General features: G+C 59.5%; 20 protein-coding genes. 11 read left to right on the top strand and 9 right to left on the bottom strand.

The features are described from left to right. The first annotated feature begins 98 nt into the window (after nucleotides 1-98). The 7 genes from ACWGPT_RS06600 (at nucleotide 99) to ACWGPT_RS06630 (ending at nucleotide 7,713) form a co-directional block, all read left to right on the top strand. Nucleotides 99-1,139 (top strand): ABC transporter substrate-binding protein, encoded by a 1,041-nt coding sequence (locus ACWGPT_RS06600; protein ID WP_452604801.1) that lies wholly within the window; start codon nucleotides 99-101, stop codon nucleotides 1,137-1,139. A gap of 4 nt (nucleotides 1,140-1,143) precedes the next feature. After that, nucleotides 1,144-2,157 carry an ABC transporter ATP-binding protein gene (locus ACWGPT_RS06605; protein WP_452604802.1) on the top strand — a complete coding sequence of 338 codons (1,014 nt, stop codon included), beginning with the start codon at nucleotides 1,144-1,146 and terminating at the stop codon, nucleotides 2,155-2,157. 1 nt (nucleotide 2,158) lies between these two features. Beyond that, the gene (locus ACWGPT_RS06610) at nucleotides 2,159-3,007 is read left to right on the top strand and encodes an ABC transporter permease (protein WP_452604803.1); all 849 of its coding nucleotides are present in this window, start codon (nucleotides 2,159-2,161) and stop codon (nucleotides 3,005-3,007) included. A 1-nt stretch (nucleotide 3,008) separates the two neighbouring features. Further along, entirely contained in the window at nucleotides 3,009-3,788 is a 780-nt protein-coding gene (locus ACWGPT_RS06615; RefSeq protein WP_452604804.1) for an ABC transporter permease, read from the top strand. A gap of 38 nt (nucleotides 3,789-3,826) precedes the next feature. Continuing rightward, the gene (locus ACWGPT_RS06620; protein ID WP_452604805.1) at nucleotides 3,827-4,840 is read left to right on the top strand and encodes a proline racemase family protein; all 1,014 of its coding nucleotides are present in this window, start codon (nucleotides 3,827-3,829) and stop codon (nucleotides 4,838-4,840) included. A gap of 54 nt (nucleotides 4,841-4,894) precedes the next feature. Next, nucleotides 4,895-5,332, top strand: a complete 438-nt coding sequence (locus ACWGPT_RS06625; protein ID WP_452604806.1) for a GNAT family N-acetyltransferase — start codon at nucleotides 4,895-4,897, stop codon at nucleotides 5,330-5,332. A gap of 314 nt (nucleotides 5,333-5,646) precedes the next feature. Then, nucleotides 5,647-7,713 (top strand): ATP-dependent helicase, encoded by a 2,067-nt coding sequence (locus ACWGPT_RS06630; RefSeq protein ID WP_452604807.1) that lies wholly within the window; start codon nucleotides 5,647-5,649, stop codon nucleotides 7,711-7,713. Between the two features lie 317 nt (nucleotides 7,714-8,030). Here the strand turns inward: ACWGPT_RS06630 and ACWGPT_RS06635 are convergent, their stop codons facing one another. From ACWGPT_RS06635 to ACWGPT_RS06670, 8 genes are all read right to left on the bottom strand, one after another. Next, entirely contained in the window at nucleotides 8,031-8,843 is an 813-nt protein-coding gene (locus ACWGPT_RS06635; protein ID WP_452604808.1) for an ABC transporter ATP-binding protein, read from the bottom strand. Further along, the gene (rutD, locus tag ACWGPT_RS06640) at nucleotides 8,840-9,574 is read right to left on the bottom strand and encodes a pyrimidine utilization protein D (protein WP_452604809.1); all 735 of its coding nucleotides are present in this window, start codon (nucleotides 9,572-9,574) and stop codon (nucleotides 8,840-8,842) included. Before rutD ends, ACWGPT_RS06635 begins: the two co-directional genes overlap by 4 nt. 73 nt (nucleotides 9,575-9,647) lie before the next feature. Further along, nucleotides 9,648-10,445, bottom strand: a complete 798-nt coding sequence (locus tag ACWGPT_RS06645; protein WP_452604810.1) for an ABC transporter permease — start codon at nucleotides 10,443-10,445, stop codon at nucleotides 9,648-9,650. Further along, the gene (locus ACWGPT_RS06650) at nucleotides 10,445-10,840 is read right to left on the bottom strand and encodes a Rid family hydrolase (protein ID WP_452604811.1); all 396 of its coding nucleotides are present in this window, start codon (nucleotides 10,838-10,840) and stop codon (nucleotides 10,445-10,447) included. The genes ACWGPT_RS06645 and ACWGPT_RS06650 overlap by 1 nt, the downstream gene beginning before the upstream one ends. A gap of 18 nt (nucleotides 10,841-10,858) precedes the next feature. After that, on the bottom strand, nucleotides 10,859-11,560 hold the full coding sequence (locus ACWGPT_RS06655) for a cysteine hydrolase family protein (protein ID WP_452604812.1): 702 nt from the start codon (nucleotides 11,558-11,560) through the stop codon (nucleotides 10,859-10,861). An 8-nt stretch (nucleotides 11,561-11,568) separates the two neighbouring features. After that, nucleotides 11,569-12,522, bottom strand: coding sequence for an ABC transporter substrate-binding protein (locus tag ACWGPT_RS06660; RefSeq protein ID WP_452604813.1), 954 nt, complete (start codon nucleotides 12,520-12,522; stop codon nucleotides 11,569-11,571). A gap of 212 nt (nucleotides 12,523-12,734) precedes the next feature. Continuing rightward, nucleotides 12,735-13,646: a LysR family transcriptional regulator gene (locus tag ACWGPT_RS06665; RefSeq protein WP_452604814.1), complete on the bottom strand. Its 912-nt coding sequence runs from the start codon at nucleotides 13,644-13,646 to the stop codon at nucleotides 12,735-12,737. Nucleotides 13,647-13,814: 168 nt separating this feature from the next. Continuing rightward, nucleotides 13,815-14,609 (bottom strand): helix-turn-helix transcriptional regulator, encoded by a 795-nt coding sequence (locus ACWGPT_RS06670; RefSeq protein ID WP_452604815.1) that lies wholly within the window; start codon nucleotides 14,607-14,609, stop codon nucleotides 13,815-13,817. Between the two features lie 96 nt (nucleotides 14,610-14,705). On the opposite strand from ACWGPT_RS06670, the gene ACWGPT_RS06675 reads away from it, so the two are divergent. The 3 genes from ACWGPT_RS06675 to ACWGPT_RS06685 all read left to right on the top strand — a co-directional run bounded on the left by ACWGPT_RS06675 (nucleotide 14,706) and on the right by ACWGPT_RS06685 (nucleotide 17,736). Continuing rightward, a complete protein-coding gene (locus ACWGPT_RS06675; protein WP_452604816.1) occupies nucleotides 14,706-15,686 on the top strand; it encodes an NAD(P)-dependent oxidoreductase in 981 nt (326 codons plus the stop codon). A gap of 9 nt (nucleotides 15,687-15,695) precedes the next feature. Next, on the top strand, nucleotides 15,696-16,691 hold the full coding sequence (locus ACWGPT_RS06680) for an NADPH:quinone reductase (protein ID WP_452604817.1): 996 nt from the start codon (nucleotides 15,696-15,698) through the stop codon (nucleotides 16,689-16,691). 88 nt (nucleotides 16,692-16,779) lie between these two features. After that, nucleotides 16,780-17,736 (top strand): tyrosine-type recombinase/integrase, encoded by a 957-nt coding sequence (locus ACWGPT_RS06685; RefSeq protein WP_452604818.1) that lies wholly within the window; start codon nucleotides 16,780-16,782, stop codon nucleotides 17,734-17,736. 66 nt (nucleotides 17,737-17,802) lie between these two features. Here the strand turns inward: ACWGPT_RS06685 and ACWGPT_RS06690 are convergent, their stop codons facing one another. Next, nucleotides 17,803-18,525 carry a hypothetical protein gene (locus tag ACWGPT_RS06690; RefSeq protein ID WP_452604819.1) on the bottom strand — a complete coding sequence of 241 codons (723 nt, stop codon included), beginning with the start codon at nucleotides 18,523-18,525 and terminating at the stop codon, nucleotides 17,803-17,805. An 808-nt stretch (nucleotides 18,526-19,333) separates the two neighbouring features. Here ACWGPT_RS06690 and ACWGPT_RS06695 point away from each other — a divergent pair. Beyond that, a complete protein-coding gene (locus tag ACWGPT_RS06695) occupies nucleotides 19,334-20,389 on the top strand; it encodes an acyltransferase family protein (RefSeq protein WP_452604820.1) in 1,056 nt (351 codons plus the stop codon). Nucleotides 20,390-20,505: the final 116 nt, after the last annotated feature.

A 20,505-nucleotide genomic window follows, 5' to 3' on the forward strand; every position in this document is an offset into this window, starting at 1 on the left:
TTCTGTTCAAGGTGATGGGCGACCCAGCTGCTAGGGTCAAGACAAAAGACGGAATGGCGCACGCCATCAAAGCAAATTCGGGAACGTTAGGAGAACCAATGCAAAAGCGTATACTACTCGCATCAGTAGCCATCATCCTGGGTGCCGCTCCGTCCAGCCTGGCGCAAAACTCCACACAGCAGATCACGGTGGCCTATTACGGCGGCAATTGGGGCGAGGCTTTCGATGCCTGTGTCGCCCAGCCATTCACCAAGGCAACAGGGATCAAGGTCGTCGCCGAGATCGGCAACTCCACCACCACCCTGGCAAAGCTGCAGCAACAGGCCGGCAATGCCGTCATCGACGTCGCCTACATGGATGGAGGCATCAGCGAATTGGCTGAAGAAGCGGGCGTGCTTGCTCCGATCGACCTGTCCAGCTTGAAGAATGCAAGTGCCTTGCTCCCTCAGGCAGCGTATAAGAACGGCGACCACGTTTACGCCGTCAGCGCCGGCTTTTATTCACTTGGTCTCATCTACAACACCGATGAAGTGACCGAGAAGCCTGAAACCTGGGAGGAACTATGGAACGAGGTTCATGCAGGCGCCGTAGCAATCCCCTCTCCGAACAATTCAGCCGGCGTTCCATTCGTCATCTTTCTCGATAGCATCTACGGCGACAAGTCCGAGGGAATGGATGCGACCTTCGCAAAGTTGAAGACGCTGGACTCGGGTCTCCTCTACGATACGTCTGGCGCGGCATCCAATGCCTTCCAATCTCAGGAAGTGACCATCGGCGCGCACTTCAATGTGGGTGCGTGGGATTTGATCGACGCAGGACTGCCCATCGGGTTTGCCGTACCCAAGGAAGGGGTCTGGGCAACCGACGCACGAATGCACATAGCAAAGGGAACCAAGAACCCTGAAGCTGCCGCAGCATTTATCGACACGGCCCTGACCAAGGAAGCAGCGAGCTGCCTCGCCGAAAAGCTGTACTTGGGGCCTGCTATCAGCGGCGTCTCGTTGTCGGCTGATATCGAGCGGAAGCTGCCGTGGGGCGAAGGCGGTTCGATCGACAACCTGCTTCTGTTCAATTGGAATGAGGTCAATGCCAAGCGGCCCGCCATTACCGACCGCTGGAACCGCGAAATCGCCAACTGATCCCATGACGCTTCTCGCAATATCAAACCTGTCGAAGACCTTTGGGACCTTCAAGGCTTTGGATAACGTCTCCCTGGATATCAACCAGGGAGAATTTATCTCACTGCTCGGCCCCTCGGGTTGCGGAAAGACCACCCTTTTGAGGCTCATTGGCGGCTTCCTGTCGCCTACGAGCGGCCGCATTGCCATTGGGGGCGAGGATGTGTCGGCGTTGCCGCCTAACAAGCGGCCCTTGAACACGGTCTTCCAGAATTACGCCTTGTTCCCCCACATGACGGTCCTTGAGAACGTAGCCTATGGACCGCGCCGAGCTGGCTGCTCACGTGCTGAGGCTGAGAAGAAAGCTCTCGAGGCTCTCGAAATGGTCGGCCTGACAGCCATGGCGAAACGAAGCCCGAAGGCGATGTCCGGAGGTCAGCAGCAGCGCGTGTCTCTGGCGCGAGCGGTTGTGAACCGACCGAAGCTTCTTTTGCTGGACGAACCACTCTCCGCTCTTGATCTGCAACTGCGCAAGCGGATGCAGCTGGAGTTGAAGCAGCTGCAGATGCAGCTGGGGATCACATTTATCTTCGTAACGCATGACCAGGACGAAGCGATGGCGATGTCGGATCGTATCGCCGTCATGTCCTCCGGACGGATTGAGCAGGTGGATGAAGCCGCGTCCATCTACCGTCGTCCGAAAACGCGGTTCGTCGCGGATTTCATTGGAGAAGCTAACTTCGTCCCGGTGACAGGCGATCGCCGCGAGCTTGACCTCTCTCAAGAAGCCCGCGGGGTTTTACGGCCCGAGGCGCTGCGTATCTTCACCCGGGCCGAGGACATACCGGAGGGTTGGCTCTCGCTATCCGGCCAGGTCACCGCAATTACCTATGTCGGCGGCCTGTCCAATGTCTACCTGAAAGCAGGCGACCTCGAACTTCATGCGCGGCGATACCGGGCCCCGCCTCAGGGGGTCTTCGAAGGCGCCCAGGTTCTCGCCTGTTTCGATCCTGCTGAAGTCCATATTCTTGGTGCGTAGAATGTCTCAGTCGCGCACCACGATCTTATGGCTCCTGGCATTCCCGGTATGCCTGTTAACTGCATTCTTTGTAATGCCGCTTTCTGTCGTCCTGATCTCTTCATTTACGTCTGGAGAGGGCCAGTTCACGTTTGGGCAGTACGGGCGCATCCTGCTGGACAGCTATCACTGGGACGTAATTCTCGTCACGTTCAGGTTGGCTGTGTTGTCGACCTTGATCTGTGTGCTGCTTGGCTATCCCCTCGCTTGGTACCTGGTGCGGATTGTCAAATGGCGTAGCTGGCGCCGGGCATGTGTGATCTTGCTCATTCTCCCCCTGTTTACGTCCAACATTGTCCGCTCATTTGGCTGGATGATACTGCTGGGCCGGACTGGGCTTGTGAACGAATTCCTGGTCAGCTTCGGTTTTGTTGATCGACCCTTGAGGTTTCTGGGAACCGAAACCGGGATCCTGATCGGCCTCGTTTACATCCTGCTGCCGTTCATGGTTCTCACCATCGGAAATGCACTTGCCAAGGTCGACCCTGCGCTGGAGCAGGCCTCACGTGATCTTGGAGCTGGCTCGGCACGAACATTCTTCAGCATCACCTTCCCCCTAACTGCACATGGCGTGCTGGCAGGTGGAATCATCGTTTTCTCCATGGCAATCAGCGCCTACGTCACGCCCGCTCTCCTCTCTGGCGGGAAAGTGACCGTGCTCGCCATGCTTGCGTTCCAACAGTATTCGACCGTTTTTGACTTCAACTATGGGGGAGCCCTGTCGATCACGCTCCTGGTCTTCACGATAGCCCTCATTGGTATCGCATCCTGGTTGGCGAAGCCGCGTACGCCCGAACTGGAGGGCAAATGACATGACAATGGTTGTTCGCCTGATAGCGCTGCTGACACTCGGCTACCTAGTACTTCCTCTCGTCGTCGTCATAGGGGGGTCGCTGACCGACACGAGGTTCCTGGCCTTTCCACCGCAAGGCATAACCTTCGAATGGTACAACGTCATTCTGCGAGATCCGACGTATATCAATTCATTCATGATAAGCGCCCTGCTCGCCGCCGCCGCCACGTTGGTAGCGATCCTTGCGGCTGTACCTGCGGCGATTGCCATTTCGCGATACGAATTCAGAGGGAAGGCAATGCTCTCCGCGCTGCTTCTGTCGCCCTTGGTGCTTCCGCATATCGTTTTAGGCGCCGCGCTCCTGCAGTACGGCGCATCGATCGGGCTTATCCAGAACTTTCCAGCGCTGCTTGTCGGTCATACGGTTATTGTGACCCCATTCGTTCTTCGCACCCTTTTGCCCCAGTTTTCCCGGGACCAGGTCTCGCTTGAAGAGGCTTCGCGCGATCTCGGGGCGTCGGCCTGGTCGACCTTCTTCCTGGTCACTCTTCCGCAGATAAGATCCGGCCTGATTTCCGGAGCTATATTTGCCTTCATTACCTCGTTTATCAACGTCGAGCTGTCCATCTTCAACACCACAGCAGAGTTGAACACCATCCCCGTCCAGCTGTTTAACTACGTCCAGTATTCCGTGGACCCTTCAATAGCTGCGGTATCGTCCATCACCATCTTGGCTGCCGTTGCCGCCATCATCCTCATCGACTGGCTGATAGGACTTAACTTCTTGTCAGATCAGTAAATCCACCACCCAACACCACAACTAAATAGGAGGCTTTAATGCGCGTTCAGGACGTGTATAACGTAATCTATACCCATACCGAAGGCGAGCCGTTGTGCATTATTCACAGCGGGATCCCTTACCCGGCAGGTTCATCTATCCTTGAGAAGCGCGTTTTTCTCGAGGAGAATTACGACTGGCTGCGCAAGGCCTTGATGCGCGAGCCCCGCGGTCACGCCGACATGTTCGGAGTCTTCCTGACCCCGCCCTCGTCGCGCAACTTCGATGCTGGACTGATCTATATTGACGGCAAAGAGTACTCCCACATGTGCGGTCATGGAACTATTGCCGTTGCGATGGCGATGGTTGCTCACGGCATGGTTCCTCGCTCGCCGGACGGCCTGACCAAGATCCGCTTCGAAACTACCGCGGGACTGGTGGTCGCCGAAGTTGCTCACGAGGGTGATCGCGTTCTTTGGACCCGTTTCGAGAACGTACCAGCCTACGTCGCGGAACAGGATATCGAATTCGAACTTCCCGGCTATGGCCCGTTGAAAGCGGACCTCGTATGGGGCGGAAATTACTTCGGCATCATCGACCTTCGCGGAACCTCCCTGAGAATCGCCCCTGAAAACGGATCTGAATTGTCTCGGATGGGCTTGATCGCGCGTGACGCTATCCGTGCGAAGGTTAAGGTCCAGCATCCGACTGAGGGCCACATCAACAACCTCAATTTCGTGACGTTCTGGCATGAGCCGACCATCGAGGGCTGCCTTTACAAGAACGTTCACGTGTTCTCGGCGGGACAGTTGGATCGCTCTCCTGGCGGCACCGGAACTTCCGCAATGATGGCATATTTCGAGAAGCGCGGCGGCATGGGGCTGAATCAGACCATCAAGTCTGAGGGCCTGCTGGGTTCGGGCGTGTTCGAAGGCTGCCTACTTGGAGAAGTTCAGCTTGGTGCCTTCCGGGGCGTACGCCCAACCGTAAAGGGCACCGCAAGCATCCTGGGAACCGCAACCTGGACCATCGATCGCAACGATCCGGTCGGCGCCGGCTTCATGGTACTCTGACCCTGACGCAGGCATTTCGCTGAAGCGCGAGCAACTACCCTCGAGCAATGCGAAGTGCCTGCTGACGCTCGGTTGGAAAGTTCGTCCCTCCGAACGTCCAACTTTATAAGAGGCGCATGGGGCGAGACCAACTGGAACGCGAGCAACCATTTCGTCTGGACCATTATCGAGCGACGTACCACTAGGCCCATTGGCCTTTTGTTCCTCTTCATTCGGAAGGACGACGAGGGAGAGATACATTACGGATTGGGCCCTGCCTTATGGGGGCGTGGGCTTGCCACCGAAGCTGGCTCCGCAATCATGCGATGGGTCGCCGAGCAATCGAACTTGTCCGAGGTTCGCACCATCTGCGCCGCTGACCACCACGCAAGTTGCCGCGTTCTGGAAAAGATCGGATTCGTCCGAAGTCATTTCATGGAAGGAGCGCTTCCGATGAAGGCGACTGGCATAAGGATCGATGGGTGGTCATACATCTGGAAGCGCAAAGGATGACCGCAAAGGGACAGCTCCCAGTTCAGTAGTACCGCGCCGAAAGCAGTTACGGAGCAGCTATGCGACGGGGCCAAGAACTCGAAGGCCTCGTGGGTTGAGATTCGAGCCGTCTTGCCATCACACCCCGCATCGGCGAGGAATTAGGCTCAATCCACGTGACCTCCTCCGCTAGGTTCATCACTGCCCCCTCATCCGTGATGGAAAGCTAATTTTCGCTCCGATGGCCTTTTCAATAGGAGGCGGACCGAATAGGTTCCGCTTTCGTTCCAGCAATGGAATTTTGCGGCATCGGCCGGCGGAAGGACCAGCATCACATGACGATCGCGTACCTCGAGAAGCTCAATGATCGTCAGCGCGAAGCGGTTGAACACGGCGTGGGGCCGGAAGGCGCCATCGGCGGGCCCCTGCTGATCATCGCCGGCGCCGGTTCCGGAAAGACCAATACGCTCGCCCATCGGGTCGCGCATCTTATCGTCAACGGGGCCGATCCCCGCCGTATTTTGCTGATGACATTCTCGCGGCGGGCGGCAGCCGAGATGGCGCGCCGCGTGCAGCGGATCTGCCGCCAGGTGCTCGGCGAGAATTCGGCGATCATGACGGATGCCCTTGCCTGGGCAGGCACGTTCCACGGAATCGGCGCGAGGCTTCTGCGCATGTATGCCGAGCAGATCGGCCTTGCGGTCGACTTCAGCATCCACGACCGGGAGGATTCCGCCGACCTGATGAACCTCATCCGCCACGAGCTCGGCTTCTCGAAGACGGAAAGCCGCTTCCCGACCAAGGGCACCTGCCTTGCCATCTACTCCCGTGTCGTGAACTCCGAGAGCTCGATCCTCGAGGTGTTGAAATCCTCCTATCCCTGGGCAGTGACATGGGAAGCCCAACTGAAGGAACTGTTCGCGGCCTATGTCGAGGCAAAGCAGGCGCAGAACGTCCTCGATTACGACGATCTCCTCCTCTACTGGGCGCAGATGGTCTCGGATCCGGAGCTTGCGGAGGACATCGGCAGCCGCTTCGATCATGTCCTCGTCGACGAATACCAGGACACCAACCGCCTCCAGGCGTCGATCCTGTTTTCCCTGAAGCCCGCCGGTCGAGGATTGACCGTGGTCGGCGACGACGCCCAGTCGATCTACTCGTTCCGGGCAGCGACCATCCGCAACATCCTCGATTTTCCGAGGGAGTTTTCGCCGAAGCCTGCCGACGTCATCACGCTGGACCGGAACTACCGGTCCACCCAGCCCATCCTTGCCGCCGCAAACGGCGTGATCGATCTTGCCCGCGAGCGCTTCACCAAGAACCTCTGGACCGATCGCCAATCCGATGAGCGCCCCCTGCTGGTCACGGTGAAGGACGAGGCCGACCAGGCGAACTACATCGTGGAACGGGTGCTGGCGAACCGGGAGGTCGGCATCGCGCTGAAGAACCAGGCGGTGCTGTTCCGTTCTTCCAGCCACAGCGGAAGTCTGGAAGTGGAACTCACGCGCCGCAACATCCCCTTCGTGAAGTTCGGCGGGCTGAAGTTCCTCGATTCGGCGCATGTGAAGGACCTGCTCGCCGTGCTGCGCTTCGCCCAGAACCCGCGCGACCGGGTCGCAGGCTTCCGGCTGCTGCAGATGCTGCCGGGCATCGGTCCGCAGACGGCGGCAAAGATCCTCGACGCCATCGCAGCCGATCCGGAGCCGCTCCAGTCCCTGGCGGAAATCCCTCCCCCGCCGAAGAGCGGCGAAAACTGGCCGGATCTCGTGACGCTTCTGTCGGCCCTGCGCAAGGCGGACGCCGGCTGGCCGGGCGACATGGCGCTCGCACGCAACTGGTACGAGCCGCATCTCGACCGGATCCACGAGGATGCAGAGAGCCGGAAGGCCGACCTTCTGCAGCTCGAGCAGATTGCCGGCGGCTATCCGAACCGCGAGCGCTTCCTGACCGAACTGACGCTCGATCCTCCGGATGCCACGAGCGACCAGGCGGGCGTGCCTCTGCTCGACGAGGACTCCCTCATCCTGTCGACCATTCATTCCGCCAAGGGGCAGGAATGGCGCTCCGTCTTCATGCTGAACTGCGTCGACGGCTGCATCCCTTCCGATCTCGCCACCGGGACGACGGCCGAAATAGAGGAGGAACGCCGGCTTCTCTATGTCGGCATGACCAGGGCGCGCGACAGCCTGACGCTGGTCACGCCGCAGCGCTTCTTCACCGGCGGACAGAACAGCCAAGGCGACCGCCACGTCTATGCCTCGCGGACGCGTTTCATCCCGGCGACGCTGCTGCAGTTCTTCGAGGCGACGAGCTGGCCGCTGGTCAGTGCGGCGGCGGGAGAGCGGAGCGCCCGCCAGGTCAGGATCGATGTCGGCGCACGGATGCGCTCCATGTGGAAATGATGACGGAAGCGATACCCGGAGCGTCAACCGGGTGCGCAAGATCATTCAGTCGAGGGGGACGCATTCCGTGCCTCCGTCGAGCAGCGCGACAATCCCGATCTCAGGGCAAGCCTGTCGCCGTCCGCGGTTGCGAGGCGCGGGACGTTGTCGCGGCTGCAAGCGAAGTGAGGCGCAGGTAAGAGAATGCCCCGCCGTGAACGGCGGGGCATTGGAGAGCAAAGGCCATCAGCATCAAGCAATAAGAGCATTTTTTGCCTCGATCGCTCGTTCCACTCAGTTCGACCAACTGGTTTTCGCCGGGCCGAGCCTTCGTCAATTCAGGCGACCTTGGCAGCAACCCTCGCCGTTTCGTCGACAATCTCCAACTCCGACCATATCTGAGCGAACAGGCGTTGATACTCCGGGTGCGTGCGGATGTTCACCGCATCGGTCTCCGCGGTCCGGAATTCGACGTCATGCACCACCTTGACCGTTGCAGGTCGATTGGTCAGGACGACGATACGGTCGGCCATCGAAATGGCTTCGCCGATGTCGTGGGTGATCAGGATCGCGCTCTTTTGCTGTTCCTTGATGATCCGCGTGACGTCTGCCTGAAGCAACAACCGGGTCTGGAAGTCCAGTGCCGAGAAGGGCTCGTCAAGCAGGATCACATCCGGGTCGAATGCGAGCGTGCGCATCAAGGCGACGCGCTGGCGCATGCCGCCCGACAGACCCGAAGGCTTGCTGTTCTCGAAACCCGCAAGGCCGTATCGCCCGATGAGTTCCAGCGCTATCCTCCTCGATTGGGCCTTGGGCATTCCCCTGATCTCGAGACCCAGGGTCACGTTGTCGATCACGCTTCGCCACGGAAGGAGAAGGTCCTTCTGCAGCATGTAACCGACATGACCCGTTGCCTTGTCGACCTGATGTCCACCCACCTCGACACGTCCTCCCTGAAGCGGGATCAAGCCAGCAATGGCGTTGAACAGAGTGGTCTTCCCGCAACCCGATGGGCCGACCAGGGCTAGAATCTCGCCTCGTTGAAGGTTGAGGGAAATGTTTCTGACGGCCTCGACTTCCCGCCCAGTACCCTCGTTATAGACCACACGGGCCCCTGAAGCGCGAAGTACGACATCTTCGGACGTGATCATTGGATACTCTCCTGCATCAGGTAATCGAGCACAATCCGGTTGAACTCCTGCGGAAGGGTCTGCGAGGCGGCGTGGGCTCCGCCATCCATCACCTCAAGCGTCGAGTTCGGAATGAGCGAGGCCAGTTCCTCGGAGAAGTACGCCGGCGTCAGATGGTCGTCACGGACACCCAGCACCAGGACATCATTGCGGATCGTATGGAGCTTGTCGGTCCAGTCGAAGTTAAGCAGCGCGTCAATCCGGCTGTTCATGATGTCGACATCCGGATTCGCCCCGTAGACCTCCGATTCGGCCTTCTCAAGGGCTTCGATGTTGTCCCTTATCCACCAGCTCGGGTGGAGGAAAATCGGTGTCGCCTTCACATAGGCTTGAGGACCGGATTTGAGCAGCAGTTCCCGCCGCACATCGAAGCATCGGCGGAAGAAGCCGTCGGCCTTTGTCCAGGCGGAGGCCATGACGATCTTGCCCAAGCGTTCCGAATGCTCGACCGCGAGGACCTGGGCAATCGCCGCTCCTGTGGAATGCCCGACGAAGTGAGCCGCAGGTATATCGAGGATATCCATCAGCCCGAGCGTGTCGCTCGCCATTTTCTCTACGGTATAGTCAATCTTCGAGCGGCTGCTCTTGCCCGTCCCGCGATGATCGTGAACGATGACACGGTAATGTTTCGAGAACTCATCGAGCTGGGCGTTCCAATACGAACCCACGCCGCCCAATCCGGCAACCAGCATGAGCGGAAATCCGCTGCCATGCTCCTCGTAATAGATTTCGCCATCCGTCAGTTTTGCTATCGGCATTGTACTGCTACCACTTCAATTTCTTTTCGACCCAGGTGACGACCACTTCCAGCAGAAGCGCCATCGCCATCAGCGAGAAAATCCCGACCCAGACACTGTTGAGGTCGTACATCTGTCCGGCATAGTAGACCTGCTGCCCCAACCCCTCTTCCGCCGAGATGTACTCGCCGACGACCGCACCGATGAGGGCGAAGCCGACATTGAGGCGCAGCGCCGAAACCACCCAGGGAAGGCTTCCCGGCACGACCACGATCCGGAACATCTGGAGCGGGCGCGCGCCCAGCGACTGCATCAGCCGGATGAGATCGCCGTCGATCTGCTGCGTCCCCTTGTGTGCCTGGAGGAAGGCGACGATGAACGTGATGATCGCCGCGATAGCGATCTTGGACTCCATGCCAAGTCCGAACCAGACGATGATGAGCGGGGCGAGCGCGATCTTTGGTACCCCGTTCAGGGCGATGATGTAGGGATGCAGGACCTTTGCCCAGGTTGGCGACAGCCACAGCAGCAGTCCGCACAGGCTGCCGATCGAGCTGCCGATCAGGAACCCGATGACCACCTCCTGGCCGGTGACCCAGAAATGCCGGAAGAGGCTGCCGTCGCTGATCTGGTTGACGAACGCATTCGCGACGCCCGACGGCACACCATACACGTAGGGCTCCAGGAACCCGAGCCGTATCCCGGCTTCCCACGACCCGAGGATCCCGGCCAGAAGGAGAAGCTGATAGGCCAGTATCTTCAATTTGGGATAAGTGCGCCTAGATTTCGGACGCTCGGTTTGGACAGCCATGTCGATGCGCGCCATCACTCTCCTCCGCCGCTGCTGATATGAGCCGTCGAGACGATCTCCACCAGGAAGTCATCCCGGACGAGTTCCGCAAGCACGCAATATCGTGCGGGCGGATTGGAGCCGAAAAATTCGGCATACACCTCGTTGAACGCCGCATAATCTTCGCGGCGCTTGAGGAAGATCGCATTGTAGACGATGTTCTCGATGCCGCCCCCGGCGGCTTCAACGACCTTCAGTATCTGTTCGATGACAAACCGCGTCTGTCCCTTGACGTCGTCCGGGTACACGGTCTCGCCGGATTGTCCGATAGCCAGTGTCCCCGCGACATAGAGCGTCTCGCCCACGAGACTGCCCGGGATATAGGGCGCAATCGGCTTCGATGAACCGTCTGGAATGATGGGTGTGAACATGGATGCTGCCTTCCGATTTCAAGCCGCGTCAGCTCGGCTGTTTAGAACGCTACGAAGTGCCTCGCTCGTGGTCGTCCATCCGAAGAAGGTCTCGACGTTGAAGATCGTGGCATCGTGGATGTGCCGGGGGCCGGCCTGATGGCAGCAGTCGCTGACCATCACGGGGTAGTATTCGTGGCCGAAGGCATCGCGGATTGTGGTCTCCACGCAGACGTTGGTGGCTACACCCACGACGAACAGATGCTTGATGCCGCGACTGCGCAGGATCGAGTCGAGGGGCGTCCCGACGAAGCCGCTGTATCGCGATTTTGGAACCACGATATCGGCCTCCTCGGGCTGCAGGCCATCCACCAGTGCATAGTCCCACCCGCCTTTTGACAGCAGCTTCCCCATCAGGTCCGGGCGCTGCCGCATCAGCCGAAGTGCATTCGACTTCCTCTGGTTGGCCGCCTCCGGCCCTCCTGCTTCCTTGTAGTCCGGGTCCCATCCGTTCTGCAGGAAGACGACCTGCATTCCGGCGTGACGGGCAGCCGTCAGCACGTCGGCCGTGCGCGAAATGACCTCGTCGATACCGCTCAGGTCGAAGCCTGCAAGATCGAGGTAGCCTCCCTTCGAGGCGTACGCGTTCTGCATGTCGACGACGATGATGGCGGAGGACGCAGGATCGAACTCTATGGCCTCAGGTCGCGCCGGCAGCGCGACCTCGTGGGGAGTGCGCATCCTTCCACTCATGACAGGCCGAACTCGGCGGCTGCCTTCTGGGCAAAGCTGTTGTCCACCATCTGCTCGTAGGGCAGCCGCTCGCGAAGCGTCTCGGCGCCGGCCTCGTGTTCCACCAGCGTCTCCCATTCCGCCTTCGAGATCGTCGGATTGCGGGGCACGAGCGGCACGTCGCCGAAGAACCTGGACTTCGCCGTCTCGAAGACAACGGGATCCAGCTTGGGGAATTCGAGTGCGGATACTTCGGCGAAGACCTTGGGGTCCTCGTGTAGCAGCTTCTGGGCTTCGGCGATCGCATTGCAGTAGCCCTGGACCGTCTCGGGGTTCTCATCCAGATACTGCTTGGTCACGAACGACGTCGCGAACGCGGCAGGACCGAGTGCGTTGCCCAGCGAGAAGACGGTTTCCAGACCGAACTGGGTTTCGCCGATGCTGGCATCCCACTCGAACACGGTGGCGATGTCCGCGCGACCGTCCGCCACCGCCTGAAGCTGGGCACCGAACGGCAACTGGAGGATCTTCACGCCTTCCGCCTCGGGATCGAAGCCGGCAACCATCTTCATGGCATACATCGGCGTCGTGTACGTGTTGGAGGGATACTTCAGCGTCGCGATGGTCTTGCCCTTGAAATCGTCGAAGGATTCGAATTTCAAGCCGGGCTTGGCGACGACCCAGACAGAAATCTGCCCGGCGATCTTCGCGATGTTGACCATCTGGGCGCCTTCCACCGTGGCGTTCACCGACATGCCCGTACCGGTCACGGCAAACTGGGCCTGCTTCGAAATGATCGCCGGGACCGGCTGAGCGATGCCGCCGGCGGTGGAAAGGGTGGGCTTCAACCCGTGCTTTTCGAAGAGACCCTTGTGGATCGCCGTATAGACGGGAATGTAGAACCCGAGGTGGATGGCTTCCGAGATCGTCACAGGCTGCGCAGCAGCTGCCCCGCGGGGAAAACCCGCCATCCCGAATCCAGCAGCAGTCGCCATGCCTGCAATAAACGTGCGGCGTCGCAGGTGAAAACCTGTCATGAAAAGCTCCCAGTTATTGTTCACGAGCCGCAGTTCCCGGGCTGATCTTTCGCCAGCGCTCTTCGCGGTCTCGATCGAAACGTAGCAAATCAGCATACGCAGGATAGTGCTATTTTGGCAGGGTCATGTTGCGCGTAACGCAACGCTCAGCCGCGACTCGGAACGCTCGTGCTCTGGAAGCGCGACGTGAGGAACTGAAGGAATTCTCGTGCGGCGAATGATAATTCACGATCTCGGTGAATGCACACCGTGACCCGCGAATCGAGGAAGACCGGCGTGTTGACCGTGATCGATCGAAGCTTGCCGGCAGCGACATCATCTTCGACCATGAAGCCCGGCATGAATGCAATGGCAGTGCCGGTCATCGCCATTCGTTTGGCCAGTTCCAGCGAGTTGGTATTGATGCTGACACTCGGCGTAAGCTTCTCGCGGGCAATGGCTTCGTCGATCATCCGCCGCATCCCGAAACTGGTTTCTGGCAGCGCCAGGGGAAAGGCAAGAACGTCCTTAAGTGAAACTTCGGTCTTGTCAGCCAGGGGATGCCGAGGTCCGACCAGGCATTTCAACGGCTGGACAAGTTCGGCCATGGTCGCGAGATCGGGCCGGTTAGGGCCATTGAAGGTGATCCCTATGTCCGTCTCGTCGTCAACGACCGCCTCAACGATACGATCTGTCGATCCGAAGTGAACCTGGCATGAGATCGCCGGGTATTTCGTTTGAAACTCGGAGAGGACGCGTGGAAGAAACTCTGCGACCAGCCCCTCAGGTCCGTACACCGAGACCTGGCCTCTGCGGATACCCCGAAGATCGTCGATCGCCGCTCTTACCCTGTCGAGGTCCCGGAACATGCGCTGGGTCTGACGAGACAACACCTGGCCCGCCGCGGTCAGCCGCATCCCGGTACGTGTTCGTTCGAACAGTGGAGCCCCGAAATCCTGTTCCAAGACGGCGATCATCCGGCTGATCGATGATGGCGTTACATGGAGGTTCTCCGCGGCACGCCGGATCGAGCCGGTTCGCGCCGTCTCGTGAAAATATCTCAGAGGGGTCAGTTCCATCGCAGCTACTCCGTCGCAGCGGACGTTCTAACAGTTTAGACGCCAGCACAAGGCGAAAGCTGCCGGGATTGGTGCGGCGGCCGGAGGCGCTATCCGGACCGCTGAACGAGGTGCGCAAGATCATTCATCGATGAGGTACTCCCGGCACGCGGCGACGGTCTGCAGTATCTACTCCGCCGCAATAGGCCTGCCCTGCCCGTAGACGACGACCCGGATATCGGGCCGGTCTTCGGAAACGAGGACGGTGAGCCGGTAATGTCTCCAACCGGTGACGGGATCGTACAATTCCTTCTCGCTGTCGCCGGTCCGGACGACCTGAGGGTCGCTCCACCACTCCCTGGCAACGGGCAGGAGATCCATGATCGTGTCGAGAAGGCCGCGAAGGATGGGGTCCCTGCCACCCGTCAGGTAATCGTGGCGGGCCTTCAGGAACATCAGCCGCGCCACGGATGGCCAGTCGCGTACCCGTTCCCTGTATCCCTCCGAGAACAGGATGCGGAGCATGTTCGGGTTCTCCTCCGTAAAACCACCAAAGAAGGCCGCGGCGGCGTCGTTATGTGCCAGCACGTCCCACCGTCGGTTGAGAATGTAGGCCGGCTCGGGCAGGCCGTTGATCATGGTCACGAGCCCCGACGGCAAGGACGCCTGCTCTAACGAACGCGTCGCGAGATTTCGGCCCGCAAGCGCGTAAAGATGTTCCTGTTGTGCCCGGTCGAGCCTCAGCCCCCTCGAAAGGCGGGTGAGAAAATCGTCGGAAACCTGAATGTCCCGTCCCTGCTCGAACCAGGTGTACCAGGTGAGGCCGACGCCCGCCAAGGTCGCAACCTCTTCGCGGCGAAGGCCTTTCGTGCGCCGGCGCCGGCCGATGGAGATCCCGAGTTCTTCGGGAGATGCGTGCTGCCGGCAGTGGCGCGCAAATTCGGACAACTCCCGGCGCTCGGCAACGCGTGCCAATCGACCCATCATGACCTCCGTCAGGCTGTTACACGAGCAATGGCATAAAAGTCATATAGTAACAGCATAACGGCGAGCATAAGACTTCCTCCGAAGGAAGCAAACATGTCGGTTTCGGTTATAGGACTTGGAAAGATCGGATCGGAGATCGTTCCCCGCCTTCTGTCTCGCGGGGACAGGGTAAAGGTCTGGAACCGCTCCCGGAGCAAGGTCGACAGAATGGTCCAGCTTGGCGCGGCGCCGGCGGATGACCTTGACGATGCCTTTGCCTCCGATCTCGTCATCTCGACCCTCTACGATGATCAGGCCGTCCGCGCGACCATCACCCCGGAGCTGATATCGAAGGCTGCGGCGTATAGGACGCTGCATATCTGCATGTCGACCCTCAGTCCCGAACTTGCGGACGATCTCGCCGGATCGCATGCGGATGCGGGGGTCGAATACCTGTCGGCACCGCTGTTCGGCAGACCCGAGACCATACGGCAAGGGGTGGCCAATATCTGCGTGGCAGGCAAGGCGGAACTGATCGAAAGGGCCCGTCCCTGTCTCGAAACCTTCGGCCGCGTCTGGCCGGTCGGTCACGAGCCGCGCCAGGCCAACGTCTTAAAGCTCTGCGGCAACTACCTGATCGGTGCAGCCGTCGCCGCCGTGGCGGAAGCAACCGCCATCATGGAACTGGAAGGAGCCGATGTCGACGCCTTCATCAGCATGATGACCGAGACGCTGTTTTCATGTCCGATCTACAAAAGCTACGCTCCCTCCGTCACCGGTCTACGGCCGCTTCCCCCGACCGGACTGGCCTTGCCGATCAAGGACATGGAACTGCTCGCCGCTGTCGCCGGAAACGGCCTCGCCAGCGGAGAGATCCTCGCGGCATTGCGCCGGCAACTGTCCCGCGCCGACGAACTCGGCCTTGGGGCCGCGGACTGGTCGGTGGCACTCGCCGGACTGGCGCGTCACGGCTCTGGTCCCGGCCCGGGTCACGGCCCGGGTCACGGCCCAGGTCACGGCCCAGGTCACGCCCCCGGGTCCCGGCCCTGCCCGGCCACCAACGATCCATCGCCATTCCCTCAACCAGTAAGGTGAGTTCAGCCCATGCAGGCCGCCTATTATGACCGTCAGGGTCCAGCTGCCGAAGTTCTCGTGGTGGGAAATCTCCCCGACCCCGAACCCGGCTTTGGAGAGGTGCGGGTAAAGGTAGCCTTCTCGGGTCTCAACCCGACGGATATCAAGGCGAGAACCGGTTTTGCCGGAATGCTCATGCCCTTTCCGCGTATCATTCCCCATCAGGATGGCGCCGGTACGATCGACGCCGTGGGTCCCGGTGTCCCGCAATCGCGGATCGGCGAGCGCGTCTGGGTCCACAAGGCGCAATACGGTCGCCCGTTCGGGACCGCCGCCCAATACGCCGTCATCCCGAGTGAGAACGCAGTACCGCTTCCGGACAATGCGTCGTTTAAGACCGGAGCGTCGCTGGGGGTTGCGGCGATCACCGCGCATCGCTGCCTGTTCGCCGACGGAGATCTCCGTGGCCGTCGGGTTCTGGTCCAGGGTGGCGGCGGAGTGGTCGGAACCGCCGCCATTCTGCTCGCGAAATGGGCTGGGGCGTGGATCGCTGCGACGGTCAGCCGGCCGGAGCAGGAGGCGGTCGCCCGCAACGCCGGCGCCGATCTCGTCATCGACAGGCATTCCGGGGACATTTCGGCGCAGGTCAGGAGCGCGACGAAGGGTGAAGGCGTGGATCGGATTGTCGATGTCGACCTTGCCGGCAACATCGATACCGATATTGCCTGCCTTGCTTCCAACGGAGTGGTCACCGCATATGCGACCGAGGACCCCGCCGCCATGCTGACAATGCCCTTCCGGTCAACCATGATGGGAAACTGCGTCTTTCGTTTCGTGTTCCTTCCCGAAATCCCCGAAGAGGCACTTCGAAGCGCCGTCAGGGAGGTGACCGCCTGCGTCGCAGCGGGCGCCTATAGTCCGCACATCGGCCTGGAACTGCCACTCGACAGGATCGCGGAGGCGCATGTCGCCCAGCAGTCCGGCCGGACCGTCGGAAAGATCCTCCTTCGACCCGCCGACATCTAGGCCCGCTCGAACACGGAATTCATCGCCTCGCCGAGGACGTCGGAACAATATCAAAATTTGACTGCGAAAACAGATACTTAGAAGCCCATTGGCGACCCCTGCAGCAGTACCAAAAGTAAGCGCGGTCAATATCTTGGATGAAGGTGGGACCAAATCGCGCCCCATTGCTTTCATTGAGGAATTCAGAACGCCCGGTCGCACCTCGGAGGTCGCCCGAGGGATCGCCAGGACATTCGCGGAAGCGGCAGACAGCTACCTGCAGTTTGGTGGTAGCGATCGCTTCCTGACCCCAATCATCAATCACCTAGGCGGACGGAAGATGTTCGAGATCTTCCCCTTCGACATCAAACAGATGTCGATCGCACTTTACCCGAATCACTCCGCCGCCACCCGAAACCGCCAGGCTATAACGCCGACGCGAGCCGTGTTCTTCCATGCCTACGAACGGGGCTGGGGCCCCGCATTGAAGATCCGCAACTTCAAGGAAGATCCACCGGCGAGGAAGAAGGCAGCTTCCCATGCATGGCTGCATGCCTTCATCCGGCAGGCAGAGCGGGATGGCTTGCCACACCTGGCGGCACTGGTCATGTTCATGAGCCAGACGGCAGCTCGGGTCAGTGAAGCCATCGATCTACGATGGACTGAGGTGGACCTTCTGCACCGCAGCGCGATCCTTCTCAAAACGAAGACGAGCACCAACTCGCGGCGCGTTATGACCGACCAGATGGTGGCGAGGCTCTATCCGATGCAGAAGGGTGCAGATCCGAAGGATCGGGTTTTCCGCTACACGAGCCGCCACTCTGTCAACGAGCGGATCAAGGCCGTTTGTGGACGAGCGGACATTCCATACAAGCCGAGCCACACCTGCGGTCGCCACGCCTTCGCCAACAACACCCTTGCCCTCGGCGTCGACGTGAAGACGGCAATGGACGCCGGCGGATGGAAAAGCCCGGGCGTCTTCCTCGGCACCTACGTCAACCCGTTGAACGCCGGTCGCATGGTCGCCGAGAGGCTAAACCGCTACCAGTACGACGCCGATCTGTAGATTGGAGTCTTCGAGAGGATAGGCACGCCGCGAAGCAGGGATGTTGTAGCCGGCGACAATAAGGAATTATGGCTTCGTCAGCCCTATACCCAGTCCCAGGCGCTCATTGAGATGCTTCGCCAGTCGTGGAACGATTTGCGAAGACTGCTCTGCGTCTACCTTTGCGCGATGCACAAGTTGCTGAGCGATCTGATCGACCTCGTAGATCTTCCGCGCGAGATCCCCATCCTTTTCGAACGCAAATTCAGTGCTCCCCTCCTCCGAGTTGAACTTGGCACCTTCCATCAGAACTGACATAGAATTGCGCTCACCTGCATACAGCGTCCAGACTGGCAATACGCTATTGTGGATCCTGTCTAGGTTCATCACGTCGTTGAAGAGATCATCATCCTTCAGTTTCAACAGCATCGCCATTTCGGGAGGAGCGAATTCAACAGCGGTCGGCGGATTCGCGAGGGCGAACATCACAGCGGATATTGGCGCCTTTCTTTGAGAAGATAGCTGCTCGGCCTCTACGACGTGAGACCGGAAACTGCTTAAGTTCCCGTCGATCGCCATCGCCTTGAAGAGCAAAGAGTACGCAAGCGCTTGATCGTCACGAAGGCGATCCTCGTCCCGGAAGCGCCTGGCTGCATTCATAGAAGAACGCTGCATAGCGAAGGCTATGACCCCGCCTACAATTGCGCCAGCAATAGCAGACCAGAACTCCGTGCCAAGTACTTTCAGTAGGGAGAAGACCGCAGTCGCATTGCTAGAAATCGTGGATACGAGCCACTCGCCGCTCTCCATGTCGCCCCCAAGCCGATCAATCTACAAGACTTGTAAGCTACAGAGCGGCCTCAGCACAACTTGATACCCACCACCGGTATGAGGAAGCGGGAGCTATGCGGAGTCCCGGAGGAATTCTGGAAAGGCTGAGCTTTCAGGTCTTTCCGAGGATGTGGGACAGAAACAACGCGAATGATGTAGGTATGCTTTCTCGCTTGAATGTCCCACCATTGACGGATCTCGTCTATGTTTCACGTCTCTCCCACGCCACTCCCAAGCAACTACGTTCTCCAGCCCGGTTCATGGGGAACGAAGCTGAAGACCATCCTTACCACCGGAAATCAATCGACTATCTCGTCAACCTTGTTTTGGGAAATGGCACTGGAGACCGCTCGATACCAGATCGATCCATTTTTGCCCTCGCGCCTCAACTGCGTTTTTCTCTCTCAAAGCATGGATGACGCAGTCGGCTTTCGGGACCAGTTTCGGCCAGGAGGCCACATTTACGAGGTCGAAATGATGGATGACGTCCCTTTTCATAGGGGCGACTTTTCCCTTCTCTCGTACAACTCGCCGAATGTTTCATTTCTCGATTTTATGCCTCAGTTCTGCATCCGGTATTGGACAGAGCAGCCATCAGGCATAGTCGAAGTCATCTACCCTGGTCGGGCGAAGATCGTAGGTCAGGTCGACGAACCTCAGCATGCTTTAACGCCCCCTTAGCCTCAAGCTCTTGATCATCCACACGTCAGTTACCGACGCCTCCAGAACCCCCTTGACCAACTGACACAGCCCCGGTCTATGAACATCGGGGCTAGGGGGAAGTAGATTGCAATACCAAGATAGACTGAAGCACATCGACGCGATGCGCGCCGTTGCCGTCCTGCTCGTGGTCTGGATGCATTTCGCAGAAGGATTGATGCCTGTATCCGGCTCTCAGCTGTGGCTTGGCCATAGCGCGGAAGCGCTGAACTTTGGCCGGATCGGCGTCGTGGTGTTTTTTGCGATCAGCGGAATGTTGATCCCCTACAGCCTTCGATCCGCACCTCGCGCCATACAGCGATTTGCCGTGCGAAGGGTCTTTCGGCTCTTCCCGGCATTCTGGATATCGGTGATCGTCTACTGGCTGATTATCCCAGGAGATGGGTCCGTCGAGCAACTGCTCGCCAACCTGACGATGCTGCCTTGGCTATTCGGCGAAGCTCCCTTGCTGGGTCTCTATTGGACGTTGGAAACCGAACTGTATTTTTACGTGCTCTGCGCAATAATCTTCTGGTCGGGGCGCCTGCACGACGAGCGCGTAATCTCCTGGCTTACCGTGTTCTTGGCGGCCGCGTTCATCATTTCCAGCCTGGCTAGGCTCTACCCCGACGATCTGCCAGGACCGTACAAGGGTTTGCTCTTGCATCTCGCGATCATGTTCTGGGGCGCTTCATTTCGTCATGCATGGGCCTCCGGACGCTATAGAAGCGCGCCCTTCCTGATCGCCTCTGCGGCGATAGGATGCGCTGCTGGCGCTGTACTATGCTATGGCGCCCTAACATCTGACCCAAAGCAGATAGCAAACGGCGCGGCATACTTGATCGCGCTGTCGCTGTTCGTGGCGATGGCGACGGTGGCGCGTATCACCTTCCGGCCCCTCGTCTTCCTGGGCCGGATAAGCTACTCGATCTACCTCCTGCATGGTGCGACGCTAACGGGATTTCTCGGCGCCATCGCAATGGCCGGAGAGACAGGTCGCGGCCTTGGCGTCTACATGATCATGTGCGCGGCGCTCGCAATCGCTGTCAGCTTCTTGAGCTATCGTTGGGTAGAGCAGCCCGGTATCGCCTTGGGGTCCGGATATGCGAGACGTTCCCCCTTGCCGGTTTCCCCAAGCTCTTGATCTTCCCCAAGCGGGTTACCGGTGCGGGTAGATCAGCCTTGACCAGCGGCGCTTCTCGCGCCATTTGACCCGCACCCGAGTGGCGGCGGGACAACCAGGACCGATGCGGCGGTCTC

The organism is Pseudorhizobium sp. NPDC055634 (assembly GCF_053618655.1).